Raw genomic sequence first — 20,779 nt, 5'->3', positions numbered from 1 at the left:
CTCAAAAAAACTGAGTGGAGATTCTACAACTATGAAATATAAATTATTTTACATTTTTAATGATTTCTTCTGCCTTTGCAGTAGAAATAAAGATGTTGAGCCCTAAACCAAATTTAATATTGTGGGTATAACCTCCATTACCAAAGCCCGCATTTGCATCATATTTAACAACTCCCTCTAGTCCGATGTTCGGTGTCAAGAAATAAGAGTATCCAGGTCCGAAGCCAAAGCCAAGACCGTTAGCAGAGTTTCCTCCTTTGGAAATTGATTCTCCACCTACGCCTACATTAGCCTCCAAGAACCATCTTCCGTGCTTTAGAAGGTTATCTACGCCACCTTGTCCTGGTGATAAGTAATATCTTCCCAAAGCTCCTACTGTATAAGTGAATTTTGTTTGTCCTCCGTTCGAGCCACTGAAACCTAAGTCTGCATATCCACCGACTGCTACATTATCTTCTACAAAATAAGCTGCTTTCGGTTGAAGATTGAAGTTATATCCTCCACCTTTGTTCAGTCCAAAATTAGCACCGAAGATGTCTCCACCAATTATCAAATTACCTTTTTGGATTTGTGCATTAGCATTGGAGAATAATCCTGCTCCTAATACTATAGCTCCAAGAATAATCTTTCTCATAATTCTGTATTATTAAAAATTTGAGCGGCAAAAGTATAAAATTTCATATAATCCTCCAAATCTAATGTATAATTTATAATTATAGATAGATTCTATAAGGTTTATTTGCATTAATCAGTCTTTGGTTTTGGGTAATATACAGGGCTAAGCATTGGTATGCCCGCTTCTTCGAAGGTTTTAATGAGATTTTCATTAAGGTCGGAGATGATGTAAAACATTCTATCGGGCTGTAGTGTATAGGCATTGAGTTGGTAGACTACATTGGTTTCCAGTATCTTATTTTTAAGGACATAGGGCGCGGGCGAAGGCTCTATTCCCACTGTTTCCAGCGCCGCTTTTATCATTAAATGGTTGATCGTGTGGTATGGGATATCGTGTCTCAGGCTCATTTCTACATTTAATATCAATCCCTTTTCTGGTGTGGAGGAACTGTAATTAATCGTCTTATTTGTGAGAATCATTGAGTTAGGTACGGTAACATCTTCGTTATTTATGGTTCTCAGCCTCGTTACAAGGGCGGTTTTTTCTATCACTTGGCCCGTAATATCGTTCACTTTAATCCAATCGCCCACCTTAAAAGGCCGCATATAGGTGATGATGAAGCCCGCAATGGTATTTGCGATGGCAGAGGACGAACCTAAGGAAAGAATGACCCCAAAAAAGACAGATATTCCCTTAAATGCGCTGGTATCTGCCCCTGGTAGGAAGGGGAAAACCATTATAATGGTGAAGGCAACCAGGAAAATCCTCATCAGTTGGTAAGTTGGCCTTGCCCATTCCGTGTGAAAACCTTTTATTCTCAGCTTTTCTCTCTCTATTTCTATGGTAATAAACCTCAGCAGCTTGTTTAAGTAGTTCCCGACGATAAGGATGATGATAATCCTCAGCATATTGGGAATATATTCCACAAATGAGTCAAAAACCTCCTTCAATGGGGCGGATAGCCAGTGCAAAAGCATCATCATCCAGTGCTCAGTAGCAGGGAAGACGATGAAAATAAGGCTAAGGCTCACGCCAAACAGGAAGATTTTTATGATGATTCTGAGCCATTTCAGGATTCTGACGAGGAATTTCTTCAGCTGGCGGTTGTTCATCACTTGATAGTTTTTCACCTCGAGGCCACCTTCTTTCCTCTCGCAAGAGCGGATGATTTTCCTTATCACAAAACCAAAAAGCCTGTCGGTCAAAAGGGAAAGGAGCACAAACCCCACGACAATGCCCAGCGCTTGCAGCCAACGGCTCACCGTATTCTCAAAAGTATGCGCCTCTCTGCTCGCCTCTACGCTTGTTTGTATGATGTTTAGGTACCTATCTGCAAGCTCTTCCTGAGTAGATTCTTCCCAGAGGGCATCTTCTTCGGAAATACTTGTAATAATATTTCCCGAGTATAGAATATTGATATAATTATGTGCTTTTTGTGCTTTCAGTGAGTCTTTTATATAAATTTTTCCCTCAAAAACTTTTTGTATCTGTTGAGTAGCATTGAGGGCTCTATCTTTTGCTGAGAAAGGTCCCAGACCAGAATATATTTTAAAGAGTATTTTGTGATCAAACTGTACTAAATGTGGCTCCACTTTCTCCCGAAGCCTGTTAATCTCCTCTTTCTCCTGTGCCAATCGCAGAGAATCATCCTCCCGAATCCTTCTAAGCTCTTTTTTATACTTTTCGAGCTCTGCAGACTTGGGTGCAGCCAGATTTGCAAACTCTTCCCTAAGCAAAACTTCTCTCAAAGAGTCTTTTTCCTTTAAAATATTGGTTTTCTTATGTATTTTTTTCAGTTCTACATTCAATGAATCCTCTTGCGCCTTTATCAAACTTCCCCAAAGGGCTCCAAAAATCAATATAAACCTAATTAATTTCATCTTTTTCTGTAAAAAAAATCAAAGTGCAAAAATAAAAAAGCCTCACCCTCCCACCAAACACAAACGGATAGCCTCTGAAGCATTTATCCACTGCACAGAGAGTTTTTATTTAACTAAGAAAATAAGATTATCTATTGATGACTTATTAAAATAGAAGTTTAATTAATTGCCACAATTGCCTACGGTATCTATTTTCATTTTTTATGAAATTAAACTACTTTTGCACCGCAAATAAGAGGAGAAATCGTGAATCAAACCGAACTTATATTCAACCCTGCCGATATTGCTGAAACTCTGAGCGAGCTTCACGCAGATGAGCGCGTACTTGCCTTTTTAAAAGTACCCAAAGAATATAAAGCAGAGGTTTTTTCTCATCTTGCACCAGATTTTCAAGAGGAAACCATTAGGAGAATCGGAAGTGAAGAGGTTTCGGAAATCCTTAATGCGATGACGCCAGACGACCGTACGGCACTCTTTGAAGACTTTCCCGATGAGTTGATAAAATACTCCATCAACCACCTTAATCCTCAGGAAAGGCGGGTTGCCCTCAAACTCTTAGGCTATGATGCCAATTCCATTGCCCGACTGATGACGCCCTACTACATCCAAATCCGAAAGGAATGGACAGTAAAAAGGTGCCTTGAACAAATTAAAAAGGTGGGAAAAAAAGTGGAAACAATGAACCACCTCTATGTGGTTGATGAAAAAAATAGACTGATTGATGACCTTACCATAGGTAATCTCCTCCTCGCTGAGGAAGACGCTTTGGTCTCTGATATTACCGATAACCACTTCGTGGCAATCACTACCACTACAACGAAGGAAGACGCCGTTTCCTACTTTGAGAAATACGACCGCTCTGCACTGCCCATCATCACCGAAGCAGGGGTGCTGGTAGGGATTGTAACCATAGACGACATCCTCGACCAGATAGAACAGCAAAACACCGAAGACATCCAGAAATTCGGGGGTTTGGAAGCTCTCGACCTGCCCTATACCGATACGTCTATCTGGGAAATGGTAAAAAAAAGGGGCTTTTGGCTCGTTATCCTCTTCCTCTCCGAGATGCTCACAGCAACGGCTATGGGCTACTTTGAAAACGAGATTGAAAAAGCAGTGGTACTCGCACTCTTCGTCCCTCTCATCATTTCCAGTGGGGGGAATTCTGGTTCGCAGGCAGCAACACTTATCATCAGGGCAATGGCTCTGCAAGAAATTTCATTAAAAGACTGGTGGTATGTAATGCGCAAAGAGATTATAACAGGCACACTCCTCGGAAGCATATTAGGCGCTATCGGTTTCTTACGAATTGCCCTCTGGCAAGAAGCGGGGCTTATAGATTATGGTCAGTTCTGGGTTTCCATAGGCTTCAGCGTAGGGATTTCTCTGGTGGCTATCGTACTATGGGGAGCGGTTTCTGGCTCTATGGTGCCTTTTATCCTGAAAAAACTGAAACTTGACCCCGCTACCTCATCTGCACCTTTCGTTGCCACTCTTGTAGATGTTACAGGGCTGATTATTTACTTCTCCGTAGCAGGGCTACTACTCTCTGGCAAGCTCCTTTAAAACTAAAACAGCGTTTTTTTATTGATTTAATAACAAAACAAGCAAAAACCCTTTAAATCTTCACGATTTTGATTTCGCAAAAAATTTTTGGAGCATTTTTTTTGTCATTACCCTACATAGAGCTCCCTCAGAGGGCATTTTTCCTATTTTTCTCATTATGCACACACTCTTTTTTGTATTGATAGGCTGTGGAGAGGCAGAATTAAAAAGAAATTTCTCTAATGTATCGAATAGAAAATTCCTGTAAAAAATAATTACTCCCTAAAACAACAGTATTAAAATAAAAATACCTATTTTTGGCGTATGGAAAATTTCATTGTTTCGGCCCGAAAATACCGCCCTCAAGAGTTTGAAACCGTTGTTGGGCAGGCACACATCACTGATACTTTGGAACACGCAATAGAGAATGGGCAGATTGCTCAGGCTCTTTTATTTTGTGGTCCTCGTGGGGTGGGTAAAACTACTTGTGCAAGGATTCTCGCAAGAAAAATCAATGAAAAAGATGGTTCTACATCAGAGGATGGCTTCGCTTATAATATCTATGAGCTCGATGCGGCTTCTAATAACTCGGTAGATGATATTAGAAATCTTATAGACCAGGTTCGTTTTGCTCCACAAGTAGGCAAATACAAAGTCTATATTATAGATGAGGTTCATATGCTTTCTCAGGCAGCATTTAATGCTTTTTTAAAGACATTGGAAGAGCCTCCTGCACACGCTATTTTCATTTTAGCAACTACGGAAAAGCATAAGATTATCCCGACCATTCTTTCCCGCTGCCAAATCTATGATTTCAAAAGAATAGGCATTGAGGATATTCAGAATCACCTTAAAAAAATCGCACAGGAAGAGAATATTCAATACGAAGATGATGCCCTCTACCTCATTGCACAAAAAGCCGATGGCGCTCTAAGAGATGCACTCTCTATATTTGACAGGCTCTCTACCTTTACCCAAAAGAATATCACATTACAACAAGCTGCAGAAGTATTAAATGTGCTGGACTATGACCAGTATTTGAAAATCGCTGATTTAGCCTTTGAAACCAAAATACCAGAGGTTCTCACCGCCTTTAATGAAATCGTAAAAAAGGGATTTGACCCGCATATCTTCATTGCAGGGCTTGGAAGCCATTTCCGAGATTTAATGATGGCTCAGAACCCCAATACGCTGAACTTAATAGAAGTTGGCGAAGTAACAAAAGCTAAATTTGCCGAGCAAAGCAAGAAATGGAAACCTCAACTGTTGATTGATGCCATAGAAATATGCAACGCTGCCGATATTAATTACAAAACCTCCAAAAACCCAAGGCTGACGGTAGAAATTGCATTAATGCAGCTCTCAAGCCTGATGGCAGAAACAGAAGGGCTTAAAAAAAAAAGTTTAGAATAATCGCTCCTTTCTTGGACCAAGCGGAACCTCATCAAGAGAAAACCAAGCCCACTAAAACAGAAAGTGCCCCAAAACCAGCAGCCGACCTCTCAGAGCTTAGAAAAGAAATCTCAATTCCTAAGGCATCAAAGCCGTTGGCGGGGAGCAAATCCGTTGCTTCCAAGTTTAATATACACAACAAGCTCAACAGCGAGGAGAAAACAGAGACTACAGAAACAGCGGTAAGCAACACTCCCCTACCCAATCAACACTTTTCCCAAACCGATTTAGAGACGGAATGGAATAAATTCTTAGAACTTCTGAAAGTGAAAAATATAGTAGTCTATGCGGCTATTAATGGCTTTGTCCTCACCAAAACTGGCGAAAATACAATTGAAATAAAGTATCCATCAGAGACGGCAAAAGATAAATTTGAAGCGATACAGCTTGAGTTCTTTAATGCTTTTAAGCACAAGACCAAGCATTTCAATATCTCTGTAGAATATACGCTTGATGTGAGTACTAAAAGAGAAATTGTAAGTGAAAAAAGTACTTTTGAGAAGTTTTTAGAGATTAATCCTCTACTCAAAAACCTGGATGATTTGGTTAAATTTGATTTCTCATAAGGTCGATCTTCACACTTCCGAAAACTTTATCAATTTCGTTTTTAAGCTGAGTGAGCTTCACGATTTTTAAGTAATCCTCCTCTTTATTTTCCGAATCTTCTAACTTCTTCTTTATCTCGTGTATGAGGCTTACTACATATTCTCGTTTGTGTCTGTAAATACTGTCGCTTATTATTTTAGGAACCACCTCTTCTTCTCGGCTGAAATAGATATTGTACTTTTCCCAATTGCTGGTATGGTATCTCTCTACCGATATATCGGCGATTTTCTTGGTAATATCTTCATCCATCAGGGTGAGAAAAAAGCTATCGGTACGGAGCTCTCCTTCTGCTAAACCCGCCTTAATTTCATTAATAATCATCTGATTTACGGGTGAGATTACCGAATAATCATCTTCATCAAAATAGTTAATAATCTCCTCTACTGCGGTTATTTTGTAGTCATTTCCCTCCTCATCTTTTCTTTGCAGTACATAATTGCCGTATTTGAGCATCAGCTCTACCAATTTTTCTTCAAGGACGAGAAGCGGATTTACCCCCAGCTCCGAACTTTTGGATTTTATAACCTCAAGTTTTATAGTGGGCTGCCTCTGCCTCTCGGCAGAAGAATTCCCTCTGAGTATCTGTTGCTGTACGCTCAATTCATTGAAGAGCGATGGCTCACTAATCTGAAACTTTGTAGAAACCTCCTTTATATAGACTTCCTGTTTCAGGATATTTTCTATATGGGCTATAGATTTTACGATATCCCGAATTGCTTCTGCTTTTTTTATCGGGTCATTATCGGCTTCTTTGAAGAGAATTTCTGCTTTAAAATCGATAAAATCCTGCGAATGCTTATCGATAAACGCCTCTACATAATCCCTTGGATGTTTCCTCGCAAAACTGTCGGGGTCATCACCGTCTGGGAATAGCAAAACTCTAATATTCATCCCCTGTGTAAGGAGTAAATCTATACTTCTGAAGCTGGCTTTTATCCCTGCTTTATCTCCATCAAAGAGAATGGTTACATTCTCAGTAAGCCTTTTAATGAGTTTTATCTGCTCTATGGTAAGGGCGGTTCCCGAGCTCGCGACCACATTTTCTATCCCCGCCTGGTGTAGGGAAATCACATCCATATACCCCTCAACCAAAAGGCATTTGTCATATTTAGAAATCGCTTGCTTGCTTTGGTTCAAGCCATAGAGCACATTGGATTTATGGTAAATTTCCGTCTCTGGCGAGTTAAGGTATTTCGCAGCTTTTGCATTGGACTTTAATATCCTCGCACCAAAACCTAAAACCCTCCCCGAAAAGCTATGAATAGGGAAGATTACCCGCTCGCGGAATCTATCAATCCCACTATTCTCCCTAAAAATAGAAATCCCAGACTTTTCAAGTATCTCTTTTGAATAGCCTTTGGAGAGCGCATATTCGGTAAATGCATCTTTTTTCTCTGGAGAATAGCCCAGCTGAAACTTCTGTATAATCTCGGTTTTCAGTTCCCTTTCCTTAAAGTATGAGAGCCCGATAGCTTTTCCTTCTTCCGTTTCCCAAAGTTGCTCTTGGTAGTAGGCATTGGCAACTTCATTTATTTTATAGAGCAAATCTCTCTCGGAGCGCTGATGTTTCTCCTCTTCGCTGAGTTCCTTTCGGTCTTCCTCTACCTCGATTCCATATTTTTTAGCAACAAATCTCAGTGCTTCGGGATAGCTAAAGCCCTCTATTTCCATAAGGAAAGAAAGTGCTGTCCCCCCCTTTCCAGAGGAGAAATCTTTCCAGATTTGCTTGCTCGGGGAGACTACAAAACTTGGCGACTTCTCATCCTGAAAAGGGCTAAGCCCCTTCAATGTAGTGCCTGCCCTTTTGAGCTGAACATACTCGCCAATAATCTCCTCTATCCGCATTGCAGAGAAAATCTTATCTATCGTAGCCTGTGAAATCATACCACAAATGTAACGGTTTATTCTTCTAAATTCTTACTTTTACGCAATGAAAACAATACAAATAAAAGCACCTGACTTTTTCGAACTCCTAAAACTAAAAGAAACTTCTATGTGGGATATTTTCTCTCAAATGATTGACGGTGAGGAAAAGCATATCATCTTCCTCAACTCCGAAAACACCCCAATTTTCAGCTATACCCTTCCCAAAACTTTGGAAAAACTCCGCAAAGACCGAGAAGTTTTCTCAGCAGAATTTCAAAAAAAGATTCAGCAGAACTAATAAGAAAACATAAAAAAGAGAGAATTTTTCTCTCCTCTCTATTTATTAATAAGTTCTGCTATTTTCAGGGCTACTTTCAGCGCTTCTGTACCGTCTTTTAAGGGGACTTGTATCGGTGTATTCTTTTCTATTGAGTCTGCAAAGGCATTAAGCTCATCGAGTATCGCATTATTAGGCTCTATCTTGGGATACTCAAAGAGAATCTGATTTTTTTCTCCTTCGGCATTTTCTATAATCATATCAAATTCGGAAGGTTCTTTCGGTGCTTCTTTCATTCGGATAACTTCTGCCTTTTTCTCAAAGAAATCAACCGAGATATAAGCATCTTGCTGGAAGAATCTACATTTGCGCATTGCTTTCATCGATATTCTGGAAGTCGTAAGATTCGCTACACAGCCGTTTTTAAATTCTATCCGTGCATTGGCAATATCCGGCGTTTTGCTCACCACACATACTCCGCTGGCGTGTATTTCCTTTATCTCAGATTTTACAATGCTAAGGAGAATATCCAAATCATGAATCATCAGGTCTAATACCACCGAAACATCGGTTCCACGAGGGTTAAACTCCGCCAAACGGTGGATTTCTATAAACATCGGATGGTGGATATAGCCCTTAGTCGCAATAAATGCAGGATTGTACCGCTCCACATGACCTACTTGCGCCTTAATTCCTTTCTCGGAGCTGGATTTCATTATGCTCTCTGCCTGCTCTAAGGTCTGGGTAACGGGCTTTTCTATAAAGAAATGAATACCTCTGTCTATCGCTTTTTGGGCATAATCATAATGATAAATAGTTGGGGTAACGATGTCTATTACCTCCACCTGAGAGAGCAATTCATCAAAATCTTCAAAGAATTTATAGCCAAACTCGGCTTCAAGGCGCTTACCAGTCTCCACATCTTTATCGTGAAAGCCTACAAGTTCATATTTTTCCGATTGATGGAGTAATTTCAGGTGAATTTTCCCTAAATGTCCTGCTCCTACTAATCCTACTCTTAACATTATCGGTGGAGTTAATTAAACCTCTGTATCTAAATCCCAGCTTTCCAAGTAATCATTCACTCTTTTTAGGAATAATCCGCCCAAAGAGCCATCTACCACTCGGTGGTCATAGGAATGAGACATAAACATCAAGTTTCTAATGGCAATTACATCTCCATCTTTGGTTTCAAGGACTGCGGGCTTCTTCACAATAGCCCCTACTGCCAAGATAGCAACCTGTGGCTGAGGAATGATAGGCGTCCCCATCAGATTTCCGAAACTCCCCACATTGGAGATGGTATAAGTAGCGCCTTGCGTATCCTCTGGTTTTAATTTCTTATTTCTTGCTCTATGTGCAAGGTCGTTAATCGCTTTTGCAAGCCCAGAGAGCGAGAGCTGGTCTGCATTTTTAATTACAGGCACGATGAGGTTACCGTCTGGCAGCGCCGTAGCCATACCTATATTGATATTTTTCTTTTTAATAATCTGGTCTCCATTTACAGAGATATTAATCATCGGATAATCTTGGATAGCCCTCACCACTGCTCTCACGAATATCGGCATAAAGGTGAGTTTCTCGCCCTCACGCTTTTCAAACAGCGATTTATTCTTGTTCCTCCATTTTACGACATTGGTTACATCGGTTTCAATAAATGAAGTTACATGCGGAGAAATCTGTTTAGACTTCACCATATTCTCAGCGATGATTTTCCTCATCCTGTCCATTGGGATAATTTCATCTCCAGCACTTGCAGAAAGTGTTTGTACAGTCTGAGTTTGAGGTTTAGCCTCCTCCTTAGGCGTTTCTTTCGTTTCCGTACGAGCTACCTCTGCTTTGGCAGGCTGGGAGCCTCTATTTTTCACAAAGGAGAGGATGTCATCTTTGGTAATTCTACCTTCCAGACCTGTACCTCTTACGCTGGCAAGCTCTGCTTCTGTAATTTTTTCCTGCTGGATGATGGACTTCACCAATGGCGATAAAAACTGCCCTGATTCCCCACTCGCAACTGCTTTGAGTGGCTCTTCCAATGCAGCAACTACCTCTACAGCAGGCACTGATTCTTCTTTCTGAGGTGCTTCTACGGCTTCTGCATCCGCTGTACCCTCTCCTTCAATTTCTAAAATGGCAATAGGCTCTCCTACTTTTGCTATTTCGTCTTTATTTTTTAGAATTTTTACCAATTTCCCAGACACGGGAGTGGGCACATCAGAATCTACCTTATCTGTTGCGATTTCTACTACGCTATCATCTTCATTTACCGTATCGCCCTCATTCACGAGCCAAGTAATTACTGTTGCTTCCATAACGCCCTCGCCCATAGAGGGGAGTAATAATTTATATTCTGCCATTTTCTTAATTTTTGATGATGCACAAATATAAACAAATTTGCGGAATGTATAATATTAAGCTGATTTTTTGAGAAAAATTGAAAATAAAAACGCGAGAAAGTCTATAAGCCGGATTCTGTACCTCGAAACCGAGATGCCTGTTATTTATCTACGCCATACATTGCTGCATAGCTTGAGCTGATTACCCCTCGGCATTCGGAGCGGGCACTCCTATTCTGGCTAAGCCAAAAGAACCGATATACTTATCATTGCTCCGCATAGAGTTTACCTGATTTCACTACAGCCGTACTGTACATTCTTTCTGTTGCACTTGTCCTCGCCTCGCGGCGGACGGATGTTATCCGCTATGCTTCCCTGTGGAGTCCGGACTTTCCTACCCTCCAAAGTGGAGAATCAACAGGCCAACTTTCTCGCGACCGCAAATATACTATTTTGCACCATAGCATACCCTAGCCAATAAAATAACCTCAACATCCCCCCTCCCCCCACCTAGCTAGCGAAGCAACCACTCGCGTGAAGAGCACCCTCCTAGCAGGGGAGGCAACCACTCGCGTGGCAGACGATTAGCCACAGCATAGCAGGCAATTATTTCTAAGTGCTCCCCACGCAGTGGGCTTGGATGAAACTAGAAACGCTCGAATTTTCCTCCAATGAGAAAAATATTGACAAGATTCACGCGAATTTTCCTCCGATGAGAAAAATATTAACAAGATTCACGCGAATTTTCCTCCGATGAGAAAAATATTGACAAGATTCACGCGAATTTTCCTCCGATGAGAAAAATATTGGCAAGATTCACGCGAATTTTCCTCCAATGAGAAAAATATTGGCAAGATTCACGCGAATTTTCCTCCGATGAGAAAAATATTGACAAGATTCACGCGAATTTTCCTCCGATGAGAAAAATATTGACAAGATTCACGCGAATTTTCCTCCGATGAGAAAAATATTGACAAGATTCACGCGAATTTTCCTCCGATGAGAAAAATATTGACAAGATTCACGCGAATTTTCCTCCGATGAGAAAAATATTGACAAGATTCACGCGAATTTTCCTCCGATGAGAAAAATATTGACAAGATTCACGCGAATTTTCCTCCGATGAGAAAAATATTGACAAGATTCACGCGAATTTTCCTCCGATGAGAAAAATATTGACAAGATTCACGCGAATTTTCCTCCGATGAGAAAAATATTGACAAGATTCACGCGAATTTTCCTCCGATGAGAAAAATATTGACAAGATTCACGCGAATTTTCCTCCGATGAGAAAAATATTGACAAGATTCACGCGAATTTTCCTCCGATGAGAAAAATATTGACAAGATTCACGCGAATTTTCCTCCGATGAGAAAAATATTGACAAGATTCACGCGAATTTTCCTCCGATGAGAAAAATATTGACAAGATTCACGCGAATTTTCCTCCGATGAGAAAAATATTGACAAGATTCACGCGAATTTTCCTCCGATGAGAAAAATATTGACAAGATTCACGCGAATTTTCCTCCACACCGTAGCCGGTGGGGCAATTATTTCTAAGTGCTCCCCATAATGAACTCATAAAATAAAAGAGGAAAAGATTAGAAAAAACTCCTTCTCCACGCTAAAAGGATAAGTCCCTCAGCTGGAAGCTGTGCATCACCTGCAAGGTGGGCTATCGCTTGAAACTATGCCTTACGAGAAGGATACCGATGATAAAAAGGAGAAAAGCAAGGAAAAATGGTGCTCCTGGGAAAACAAATGGTGCATTTTCGTGGGTGAAATAATAGAAGAGGTTGGTCATTAAGGGTGGACCAATGATAGAGGTGGCGCTCATCAGCGATGTGAGGGCTCCTTGGAGTGCACCCTGCTCATCGGAAGGTACATTTTTCGTAATTCGGGACTGCAATGACGGCCCGCTAACCCCACCCAAGCAGTAAGGAATGAGGAAGGCAAACATCATCCATCCCTGAGAGGCAAAAGAGAAGAGGAGCATACCTATGGTATACATCATTAATCCGTAGAGAATATTGTTTCGCTCACCAATCCGCCTTGTACTCCATCTGATAAGTACCCCCTGCACCAAACCAACCAGCAGCCCGATGAAACCGAGCGAAAGCCCGACCATTTTCTCCGTCCATCCGAATTGATACATCACGAAATAGCTCCAATTGCTCTGCACAGCGTGGAGGGCGATTTGTATAAGGATTAGAGCAACAACAAGCCGAGAAAGCGTAGGATATTTGGTGAGAAAATGCAACGAACCGACAGGATTAGCTCTCTTCCACTCGAATGGGCGGCGTTTTTCTTTCGGAAGACTTTCAGGGAGCACGAAATACCCATAAAGGAAGTTTAAAAAGCACAAAACCGCAGCAGCATAGAACGGCACCCGCGAGCCATACGCCCCGAGCAAACCTCCGAGCACGGGACCAATGATAAAGCCCAAACCAAATGCCGCACCTATCATCCCAAAATTCTTCGGCCTATTTTCATCATTAGAAATATCAGCGATATAAGCGCTGGCAGTAGTAATACTCGCCCCCGTAACCCCTGCGATAATCCGCCCAATGAAGAGCCACCAGATATTGAGCGAGAGGGCAAGGAAGATATAATCTACCGCAAAGCCAAAAAGCGAAAGCAAGATAATCGGTCGCCTACCATATTTGTCACTGAGATTCCCCACAATAGGCGAGAAAACAAACTGTACAAAAGCATAAGCAAAACTAAGCCATCCGCCATATTTAGCGGCTTGGCTTATATCGCCATTGATGAGTTCTTCTATTAATTTTGGTACTACGGGGATGATGATGCCCCAGCCTGTAATATCAATTAGCAGCGTGATGAAGATAAAGCCCATCGCTGCATTTTTCTGTGTGTTTTTCATAAAAATTGGGGCAAAGATAATCGTTTTCCTCTTATCAATTTTTACTGAAAGCTCTATTTTTGCACGAGAACAAATACGAATTTATGAGCATACTTAGCCTTACCTTCCACTGCCCAGAAGCTGTAATTAAAAACTGGGAAAAATACTTTAATCAGCAACTTCTCCAGTCTATTCAAGGGTTTAAAAGCGTTCATCAACATATCTTCTCCGAAATATATTCTGAAATGATAAACGAAGGCAAAAACTATAACCTCCTCTTATTCTTCAGTACCTCTTCCGACAGGGATGATTTCCTAAACTCTGAGCTCTTGCACCTAAAAGATACAATAGAGACTATATTCTCAGGAGAAGTAATGACTTTCGCTACCCTGCTAAATGCAATAAGTAGCAGTCTTTAAGCAGTAAGGTAATTAGGTTGTAAGTAAATACTCCCTACGCTATTGGGAAATTAAATTGAGGAATTCCTGCTCATCTAAAATCCTAATAGTCCCTATAGCTTGGGCTTTTTTGAGTTTGCTACCAGCCTTCTCTCCTACTACGAGATAGTTGAGATTTTTAGACACTGCAGAGATATTCTTTCCGCCGTGCTTTTCTACCATATCTTCGGCTTGCTCGCGGGTAAATAGACTGAGCTTTCCCGTAAAAAGAAAAGTTTTACCCTTGAGGACATTGCTAAGAGTTTCAGTGGTGCTCTCTTGCTTCTCCATCTGCACGCCATAGGACTTTAGTCGCTCTACGAGTAGGAGATTTTCAGCGTTTTTAAAGAAGCGTATCAGACTTTCGGCAATTTTATCGCCTACATCTTCTACCTGTATGAGTTCATCAAAAGAAGCGGTTCTCAGTGCATCTATATTGGGGAAAGTTTTTACGAGTTTTTTGGCTACGGTCTCCCCGATATGCTTTATACCAAGCCCAAAGAGAACTTTCTCGAAGGGAACTTCCTTAGATTTTTGTATTGCATCTATGATGTTTTGTGCGGATTTCTCTGCCATTCTCTCGAGTGGGAGCAGTTGCTCTTTGGTAAGGGTGTAGAAATCGGCAGGGTTCTCTACCAGCTGATGACGGTAGAGGAGCTCTATGGTTTCTTCACCGAGATTCTCAATATTGAGTGCTTTTCGAGAGACGAAATGTATCATTTTTCCGATGACCTGCGGTGGGCAGTGCATTTCGTTTGGGCAGAAGTGTACTGCTTGGGTAGGTATCTTAATAAGAGGTGTACCGCACTCTGGACAGTTTTTTATATAGCTCAATGGCTGCTGGAGGAGGCTTCGCTTTTCTGTATTTACCCCCACTATTTTGGGGATAATCTCCCCACCTTTCTCTACATAGACAAAGTCATCATTATGCAAATCCAGTTTCTTGATAATATCCTCATTGTGCAAAGAGGCTCGTTTCACGATAGTCCCCGCCAGTAGAACGGGTTTTAGATTTGCCACAGGGGTTATGGCACCCGTACGCCCCACTTGGTAATCTACACTAAGGAGCTCGGTTTCTACCTTTTCGGCTTTGAATTTATACGCCATAGCCCAGCGAGGAGACTTTGCTGTATAGCCGAGTAGCTGCTGATGTTTAAGAGAATTAACCTTAATGACAATACCATCTATTTCAAAAGGGAGATGATGCCTTTCTTTATCCCAATAATTGATAAACTCCTTTATTTCATCTAAATTTCTACAGAGCTTTGCCTGATCTTCTGAAACTTTAAAGCCCCATTCCTTAGCCTTTGCCAGAAGCTCCCAGTGAGTCTTTGCAGGAAATTCTTCCGCGATATACTGATAGAGTACAGCTGAGAGATTGCGCCTGCGAACCTCTGCAGAATCTTGTATTTTAAGACTTCCACTGGCAGTATTTCTCGGGTTCATAAACAAGTCCAAACCTTCTTCTCGCCGGCTTTCATTGAGCTTTTCAAAGTTCTTTTTTGTAAGATAAATCTCTCCACGAATATGGAATTTTTGAGGGAAATCACCCCTTAATACAAGAGGAATATCAGATATAGTACGAACATTTGCTGTAATCTCATCTCCCTGAATACCATCTCCTCTGGTAACGGCTTGGGTGAGTTTTCCATTTTCATAGGTAATGGAGATAGAGGCACCATCGTATTTCAGCTCTGCTACAAATGTAATGGGCTCATCTATCGCTTTTTCAAGGCGATTCTTCCAGTTTTTAAGGTCATCAAAATCGTATGAATTATCCAGAGAATACATCCTATACTGGTGCTGGACTGTAGGAAAATTGCGAGTAATGCCCCCTCCTACCCTCTGTGTGGGCGAATTGGGTGTTGAAAATTCAGGATATTGCTGCTCAAGCTCTTGTAATTCCTTCAACTTGGAATCAAATTCAAAGTCGGAAATCGTAGGCTCATCCAAAATATAATAGTTGTAATTATGCTGATGAAGTTCCTCGGCTAGCTGCTCTATTCGTTGCTTAATATCCATAAAATTCCACTATAATTTTGCAAGCAAATGTACAAAAACAAGGAGAAAACAAAGATGAAGAACCCTATATTTGCGCAAAAGTAAAGAGATGCCAATACATAAAAAAAGGGTTTGGAGCATAGCTCTATTAGTGCAGATTGCATTGTTTTACACATTGTCTAAAATCGGTTCTGCTATATACTTTTTTGAACTCCTTTTTGAAGTTCAGAAAGAAATACACACCAAAATATTTTCATTATTCCCTTTCTCATTTGGAGATACAGCCTACATCTTATTAGGAATTTATATTTTAATACTGATGAGCGGTTTATCAAAGCCTAAGAAGAGGAAGAAATCATTATTAAAACTTCTCATTACCTTAAATATTTTCTACTTTATCTACCAAATATTCTGGGGTATGCTTTACTTTCAAGAACCGATAATCAATAAACTCCCAGAAAAACAAATCACAACCGAAGAGCTGAAACAACTTAGCTTAAAATATCTCGAACTCTGCAAAAAAGAAAGGGAGAGGACAAAAGAGAATACACAAGGTGTCTTCATTATAGAAGATATAAATGCATTAAAATTAGAAATAATAGAGCTACAAAAGAGTCTCCCCAAGAATCTCATAGATAAGAAAGCGATTCAATCACAGAGTATTAAAAACAGCCTGTACTCTCCCATAATGAACTATGCGGGTATTCTCGGGTATTATAATCCTTTTAGTGGAGAGGCACAAATCTGCTCTACCCAACCCGATACCTATATCCCCTTTACCATTGCGCACGAAATGGCTCACCAAAGAGGCTATGCAAGGGAACAGGAAGCACACTTTATCGCATTTCTTACAGGAAAAGAGGCAAAATCAGCCAGTCTTCGTTACAGCACTTATTATTTTATACTGAAAAGCCTTCTGAAAACACTGTATGATAAACATACTGATTTTGTAGAAAGTGTATTGGAAAGCTATTCTCCTGCAATGAAAAGAGATCGGGCATATGAACTTGAATTTAATGCTAAATATGAGGGAAAAGCTGAGAACTTTTTTCGAAAAGCCAATGATATATTCCTAAAAACCAACCAGCAGGAAGGTGTCATCACCTATTCTTACTTCCTCGAGCTCTTTATTAGATACGAGTCTGAACAATAAAAATGGCTCATATTTTACAATATGAGCCCAAAAACACAAATGATGAAAAAAAAATTATTGCTCCTCAAGAATTACTCTTTCAAGCGGAGCAAAATTACAAAAAAAAACTAATGAAGCAAATGTTTATTAGAAAAATACCCACCCCTATAGAATTTTAACAGAATTTAAATAATTTTAAAGATATAAAAAAAATAAACTCCTTAACCTATTAAAAGTTAAGGAGTTTATTATATAGCCTTATTTTTCTTAGTCGAAAATATAATTTAGACCAACACTTAAAACCTGTTCGGATTTCTTTTTTTGGATATTAGGGTCTCCCCCATATTCTGTCATCAAGCCTTTATAAGTGTTAGAAAGTCCCAAATCATATCGTATACTCAGTTCTAACTTCCTTTTATAGCTAAAGCCTACACCTGCTCCAATAGCAAAGTTAAACCCATTAGCCTTCCCATTCGTATCAGAGGAAGTATGATTAGGGTCATAAATATCCTTCGCTGCATCTGTAACTTTTTGATCAATTAAAAAGTTGAATCTTGGACCTATCAATCCAAAAAACTCAGATTCTGCCTCTGAAAAGAAAGCCTTAAAATAAATTGGAATACTAATATAGTTATTAGCATAAAGAGCATTATAGCCATGTTTTCCTTTTGCTGCCTTATCTTTACCCGTTTCCCCAGCACCATAATAGACTATTTCTGGCTGAAAGTAAAACTGGTCATTTTTATCAATAGGAATTAAGGCCAAAGCTCCTGCTTGGAAAGTATATCTTGGCCCAGAAGGATTATGAGCATTCTTCACTCTTGAATAATTCATTCCTCCGATAACACCAAATCTCGTACTGCTAAAGTCTATCTGAGCAGAAAGAGATAAAGATGTAGCAATCCCAAGAACTAAACTAAAAAAAACTTTTTTCATTCTTTAATTTTATCCTAATACTTTAGCTACAGTAGAGCCTATATCGGCAGGAGAATCCACTACATGAATACCATTCTCTCTCATAATTGCCATTTTAGCCTGTGCTGTATCTTCTGCCCCACCTACAATAGCACCAGCATGCCCCATTGTTCTACCTTTAGGAGCAGTTTGCCCTGCGATAAAGCCTACTACTGGCTTAGTAGAGCCACTTGCTTTGTACCATCTTGCTGCTTCAGCTTCTAATGAACCACCAATCTCTCCAATCATTACAACTGCATCGGTTTCTGGGTCATTAATAAATAATTCCAAAGCCTCTTTTGTAGTAGTGCCAATAATTGGGTCGCCTCCAATACCAATGGCCGTAGACACACCAAAGCCAGCTCTTACTACCTGGTCAGCAGCTTCATAAGTAAGAGTTCCTGATTTTGAAACAATACCTATTTTACCTTTTTTGAAAACAAAGCCCGGCATAATACCAATTTTTGCTTCTTCTGATGTAATAATACCTGGGCAGTTAGGACCGATAAGACGGCATTCTTTATCTGCAATATAAGCTTTTACTTTTACCATATCAGCAACTGGAATACCTTCGGTAATACAAACAATAACCTTAATTCCCGCTTCTGCTGCTTCCATCACCGCATCAGCTGCAAATGCTGGTGGTACAAAGATAATAGATACATTAGCTCCAGCCTTTTCTACTGCTTCTGCTACGGTATTAAATACAGGCTTACCAAGATGCTCTGTACCTCCTTTTCCTGGGGTTACACCTCCTACTACATTAGTACCATATTCAATCATCTGGCTTGCGTGGAAAGTTCCTTCATTTCCTGTAAATCCTTGTACGATTACTCTAGAATCTTTGTTTACTAATACTGACATTTTATTTATACTTTTATTATAATTAAAATTTAGATTTTTTACCTGTTAAAAAATTTTGGTAAATGTAAGAATTTTTACTGAATAAGTCTTATGCTTGAGAAATAATATTTTTAAAGCCCATAATTCTGTGATTACAGGCTCTAAAATATACTTTAAAGTTCTTGAAGTTCTACCATTCGCTTAAATCTGTCTGACTTATCTATAAGGTCTTTATAGCTTCCAGAAGCTAATATTTTTCCTTTATCTAATAAATAAATAGTATCTACATTCTTAATTGTGGAAAGTCTGTGAGCTATAATAATCATAGTGAATTTTCCGTGGAGCATATCGATATTATCTTTAATATACTTTTCCGTTTCTGAATCTAAGGCAGATGTAGCTTCATCCATAATGAGGAGCTCCACATCTTTATAAAGCTCCCTTGCAATAGATATTCTTTGCTTTTGGCCTCCCGAAACCAATACTCCATTATTTCCTAATGTAGAATCTTCTTTATACTCCAAATTCTCCACAAAGTCTTTCATCGATACCATATCCATTACTTTATAAAACTTTTCAAGGGTCTGAGGCGTTTTTTCTGCCCAAAAAGTTACATTATTAAATAAAGTATCATTAAATATTACAGGCTCTTGGGTAATATAGCCTATCTTACTCCTATATGAGTTTAAATTAGATGTATAAAGGGATTTATTCTCTACAATTACCTCTCCCCTGTGTGGAATTTGAAGTCCGCAGATTACATTTGCCAAAGTAGTTTTACCAGCACCACTTTCTCCAACAAAAGCTATTGATGTTTTAGGAGGAATATTCATATTCAAGCCTTTTAATACTGGAGTATTTCCAAAAGTAATCTCTAAATCCTTAACTTGTATATCTTCTATCTTATGAATAGGAGTAGAATTTTGAGGTTCTTCATTCTCCTTAAACTCTTTTATAATGGTATCAATAGATTCAATAGCCGTAGAGTTTCTAACAAAACCTGCCCAAGCTCCCTGTAAATTAACCAGATAGCCTAAAGCCCTATAAAACAATAATAAGCTAACCAATATAGAAGCCAAATCCCCATTAAAAATCTTTATCTGAATAATAATAACAAGTGCAATAATCATTATAATCATTGGCTCACGGGCATTGACCATAATGGCCTCCAATTTTGCTATTCTTAAATTATATTCATCATTATCTATTATATTATCTCTTAAGCGATGATTATACTCTTTTGAGCTATTGGTTGCTTTCAGATATTTAAAATTATTTATTGCCTGAATCAGTATTTCATTAAAATTATTACCAAGATTAACTATTTTCCTTGAATATTTCCTAATAAGAGAATTAATATATTTATATATAAAATCAGTGACATAGCCTCCTATAGCAACCATAATGGCAAATTGCCAATTAGAAACCGCAGCTAATGCCAAGTAAGTAAGCAACATCGTGGCAAACTGGATAGAGTTAAGAAACATAGTCATCGCAGTGATTAGCCTACCCGCCTCTCCAAAAATATGATTCTGAATTCTCCCAACACTCATTGTAGTAAAGCCTTCATAAGAGAGTTTTTCTAAACTGTCTACAAGAGTAAATCTGAGTTTCCTTGTGGTAAGAACATTCACTTTTGCTATATAAGCAGTCTTTAAATAATTAATAACTCCCTTTGCTGTAAACAAGAAAATCATCAGCAGAAGCATATTAACAACCGTGAAACTTATTCCCAATGATTTTATAAAGTCTATAACCAATTGCAACTGACCGAGGGATTCATTCGCATTACTGCTGTCCGTAGCCGCTGAAAGTAGTGGAATAAACATCGTAAGGCCGATACCATCTAATATTCCAACAAAAGCGTTCAGTATAATAAAGGAATAGATATGCCAACCAAGGATATTTTTAAAGTACCTGAAATATCCTACTATTGAATGCCTCTTAAATCCGTCGTTTTTGCTCATTATCG

The 20,779-nt window shown here is 39.5% G+C and carries 17 protein-coding genes and 1 other RNA gene; 7 read left to right on the top strand and 11 right to left on the bottom strand.

Annotated features, from left to right (window positions below; all coding sequences use genetic code 11):
- Window positions 1-43: 43 nt before the first annotated feature.
- Complete coding sequence (locus DBX24_RS07470; protein WP_120489265.1) at window positions 44-634, bottom strand: hypothetical protein; 591 nt, start codon at window positions 632-634, stop codon at window positions 44-46.
- Window positions 635-744: 110 nt separating this feature from the next.
- Window positions 745-2,496, bottom strand: coding sequence for a mechanosensitive ion channel family protein (locus DBX24_RS07465; RefSeq protein ID WP_160224456.1), 1,752 nt, complete (start codon window positions 2,494-2,496; stop codon window positions 745-747).
- Window positions 2,497-2,742: 246 nt separating this feature from the next.
- Between DBX24_RS07465 and mgtE the strand changes: the two genes are divergently transcribed.
- The 3 genes from mgtE to DBX24_RS07450 all read left to right on the top strand — a co-directional run bounded on the left by mgtE (window position 2,743) and on the right by DBX24_RS07450 (window position 6,059).
- On the top strand, window positions 2,743-4,062 hold the full coding sequence (gene mgtE, locus DBX24_RS07460; RefSeq protein ID WP_374210801.1) for a magnesium transporter: 1,320 nt from the start codon (window positions 2,743-2,745) through the stop codon (window positions 4,060-4,062).
- A 303-nt stretch (window positions 4,063-4,365) separates the two neighbouring features.
- Complete coding sequence (dnaX, locus tag DBX24_RS07455) at window positions 4,366-5,454, top strand: DNA polymerase III subunit gamma/tau (RefSeq protein WP_160224455.1); 1,089 nt, start codon at window positions 4,366-4,368, stop codon at window positions 5,452-5,454.
- An 11-nt stretch (window positions 5,455-5,465) separates the two neighbouring features.
- A complete protein-coding gene (locus DBX24_RS07450; protein WP_160224454.1) occupies window positions 5,466-6,059 on the top strand; it encodes a DUF8439 domain-containing protein in 594 nt (197 codons plus the stop codon).
- Here the strand turns inward: DBX24_RS07450 and dnaG are convergent.
- Complete coding sequence (gene dnaG, locus DBX24_RS07445) at window positions 6,040-7,983, bottom strand: DNA primase (protein ID WP_160224453.1); 1,944 nt, start codon at window positions 7,981-7,983, stop codon at window positions 6,040-6,042. The genes DBX24_RS07450 and dnaG overlap by 20 nt on opposite strands.
- Before the next feature lie 46 nt (window positions 7,984-8,029).
- Between dnaG and DBX24_RS07440 the strand changes: the two genes are divergently transcribed.
- Window positions 8,030-8,263, top strand: coding sequence for a hypothetical protein (locus tag DBX24_RS07440; protein WP_120489271.1), 234 nt, complete (start codon window positions 8,030-8,032; stop codon window positions 8,261-8,263).
- A gap of 38 nt (window positions 8,264-8,301) precedes the next feature.
- On the opposite strand, the gene DBX24_RS07435 is transcribed toward DBX24_RS07440, so the two are convergent.
- The 4 genes from DBX24_RS07435 to DBX24_RS07420 form a co-directional block, all read right to left on the bottom strand.
- Window positions 8,302-9,267, bottom strand: a complete 966-nt coding sequence (locus DBX24_RS07435; protein WP_160224452.1) for a Gfo/Idh/MocA family protein — start codon at window positions 9,265-9,267, stop codon at window positions 8,302-8,304.
- 15 nt (window positions 9,268-9,282) lie between these two features.
- Entirely contained in the window at window positions 9,283-10,596 is a 1,314-nt protein-coding gene (locus DBX24_RS07430; protein WP_160224451.1) for a dihydrolipoamide acetyltransferase family protein, read from the bottom strand.
- A gap of 88 nt (window positions 10,597-10,684) precedes the next feature.
- Window positions 10,685-11,009, bottom strand: an RNA gene (gene rnpB, locus DBX24_RS07425) — RNase P RNA component class A.
- A 1,243-nt stretch (window positions 11,010-12,252) separates the two neighbouring features.
- Window positions 12,253-13,461, bottom strand: coding sequence for a TCR/Tet family MFS transporter (locus DBX24_RS07420; protein WP_160224450.1), 1,209 nt, complete (start codon window positions 13,459-13,461; stop codon window positions 12,253-12,255).
- An 83-nt stretch (window positions 13,462-13,544) separates the two neighbouring features.
- Between DBX24_RS07420 and DBX24_RS07415 the strand changes: the two genes are divergently transcribed.
- The gene (locus tag DBX24_RS07415; protein ID WP_160224449.1) at window positions 13,545-13,859 is read left to right on the top strand and encodes a DUF4286 family protein; all 315 of its coding nucleotides are present in this window, start codon (window positions 13,545-13,547) and stop codon (window positions 13,857-13,859) included.
- 39 nt (window positions 13,860-13,898) lie between these two features.
- Here the strand turns inward: DBX24_RS07415 and ligA are convergent, their stop codons facing one another.
- The gene (ligA, locus tag DBX24_RS07410; RefSeq protein ID WP_160224448.1) at window positions 13,899-15,899 is read right to left on the bottom strand and encodes an NAD-dependent DNA ligase LigA; all 2,001 of its coding nucleotides are present in this window, start codon (window positions 15,897-15,899) and stop codon (window positions 13,899-13,901) included.
- 88 nt (window positions 15,900-15,987) lie between these two features.
- On the opposite strand from ligA, the gene DBX24_RS07405 reads away from it, so the two are divergent.
- Both DBX24_RS07405 and DBX24_RS07400 read left to right on the top strand, forming a co-directional pair.
- A complete protein-coding gene (locus DBX24_RS07405) occupies window positions 15,988-17,031 on the top strand; it encodes a DUF3810 domain-containing protein (RefSeq protein ID WP_160224447.1) in 1,044 nt (347 codons plus the stop codon).
- A 2-nt stretch (window positions 17,032-17,033) separates the two neighbouring features.
- A complete protein-coding gene (locus DBX24_RS07400; protein ID WP_160224446.1) occupies window positions 17,034-17,189 on the top strand; it encodes a hypothetical protein in 156 nt (51 codons plus the stop codon).
- Window positions 17,190-17,277: 88 nt separating this feature from the next.
- Here the strand turns inward: DBX24_RS07400 and DBX24_RS07395 are convergent, their stop codons facing one another.
- The 3 genes from DBX24_RS07395 to DBX24_RS07385 all read right to left on the bottom strand — a co-directional run bounded on the left by DBX24_RS07395 (window position 17,278) and on the right by DBX24_RS07385 (window position 20,774).
- Entirely contained in the window at window positions 17,278-17,946 is a 669-nt protein-coding gene (locus tag DBX24_RS07395; RefSeq protein WP_120489278.1) for a porin family protein, read from the bottom strand.
- A 9-nt stretch (window positions 17,947-17,955) separates the two neighbouring features.
- The gene (sucD, locus tag DBX24_RS07390; protein ID WP_120489279.1) at window positions 17,956-18,828 is read right to left on the bottom strand and encodes a succinate--CoA ligase subunit alpha; all 873 of its coding nucleotides are present in this window, start codon (window positions 18,826-18,828) and stop codon (window positions 17,956-17,958) included.
- Between the two features lie 152 nt (window positions 18,829-18,980).
- Window positions 18,981-20,774 carry an ABC transporter ATP-binding protein gene (locus DBX24_RS07385; RefSeq protein WP_120489280.1) on the bottom strand — a complete coding sequence of 598 codons (1,794 nt, stop codon included), beginning with the start codon at window positions 20,772-20,774 and terminating at the stop codon, window positions 18,981-18,983.
- Window positions 20,775-20,779 lie beyond the last annotated feature (5 nt).

Source organism: Bergeyella cardium (assembly GCF_009914665.1).
In the GTDB taxonomy this organism is placed as follows: Bacteria; Bacteroidota; Bacteroidia; order Flavobacteriales; family Weeksellaceae; genus Bergeyella_A; species Bergeyella_A cardium.
Note: the sequence above shows the minus strand (reverse complement) of the source record. Positions and strands in the feature narration are given on the sequence as shown.

Bases quoted from the DNA above. Each gene is read 5' to 3' on its own strand.
- DBX24_RS07470 (WP_120489265.1), bottom strand. From the start codon at position 634: ATGAGAAAGATTATTCTTGGAGCTATAGTATTAGGAGCAGGATTATTC.
- DBX24_RS07465 (WP_160224456.1), bottom strand. From the start codon at position 2,496: ATGAAATTAATTAGGTTTATATTGATTTTTGGAGCCCTTTGGGGAAGT.
- dnaX (WP_160224455.1), top strand. From the start codon at position 4,366: ATGGAAAATTTCATTGTTTCGGCCCGAAAATACCGCCCTCAAGAGTTT.
- dnaG (WP_160224453.1), bottom strand. From the start codon at position 7,983: ATGATTTCACAGGCTACGATAGATAAGATTTTCTCTGCAATGCGGATA.
- DBX24_RS07440 (WP_120489271.1), top strand. From the start codon at position 8,030: ATGAAAACAATACAAATAAAAGCACCTGACTTTTTCGAACTCCTAAAA.
- DBX24_RS07435 (WP_160224452.1), bottom strand. From the start codon at position 9,267: ATGTTAAGAGTAGGATTAGTAGGAGCAGGACATTTAGGGAAAATTCAC.
- DBX24_RS07430 (WP_160224451.1), bottom strand. From the start codon at position 10,596: ATGGCAGAATATAAATTATTACTCCCCTCTATGGGCGAGGGCGTTATG.
- DBX24_RS07420 (WP_160224450.1), bottom strand. From the start codon at position 13,461: ATGAAAAACACACAGAAAAATGCAGCGATGGGCTTTATCTTCATCACG.
- DBX24_RS07415 (WP_160224449.1), top strand. From the start codon at position 13,545: ATGAGCATACTTAGCCTTACCTTCCACTGCCCAGAAGCTGTAATTAAA.
- ligA (WP_160224448.1), bottom strand. From the start codon at position 15,899: ATGGATATTAAGCAACGAATAGAGCAGCTAGCCGAGGAACTTCATCAG.
- DBX24_RS07405 (WP_160224447.1), top strand. From the start codon at position 15,988: ATGCCAATACATAAAAAAAGGGTTTGGAGCATAGCTCTATTAGTGCAG.
- DBX24_RS07400 (WP_160224446.1), top strand. From the start codon at position 17,034: ATGGCTCATATTTTACAATATGAGCCCAAAAACACAAATGATGAAAAA.
- DBX24_RS07395 (WP_120489278.1), bottom strand. From the start codon at position 17,946: ATGAAAAAAGTTTTTTTTAGTTTAGTTCTTGGGATTGCTACATCTTTA.
- sucD (WP_120489279.1), bottom strand. From the start codon at position 18,828: ATGTCAGTATTAGTAAACAAAGATTCTAGAGTAATCGTACAAGGATTT.
- DBX24_RS07385 (WP_120489280.1), bottom strand. From the start codon at position 20,774: ATGAGCAAAAACGACGGATTTAAGAGGCATTCAATAGTAGGATATTTC.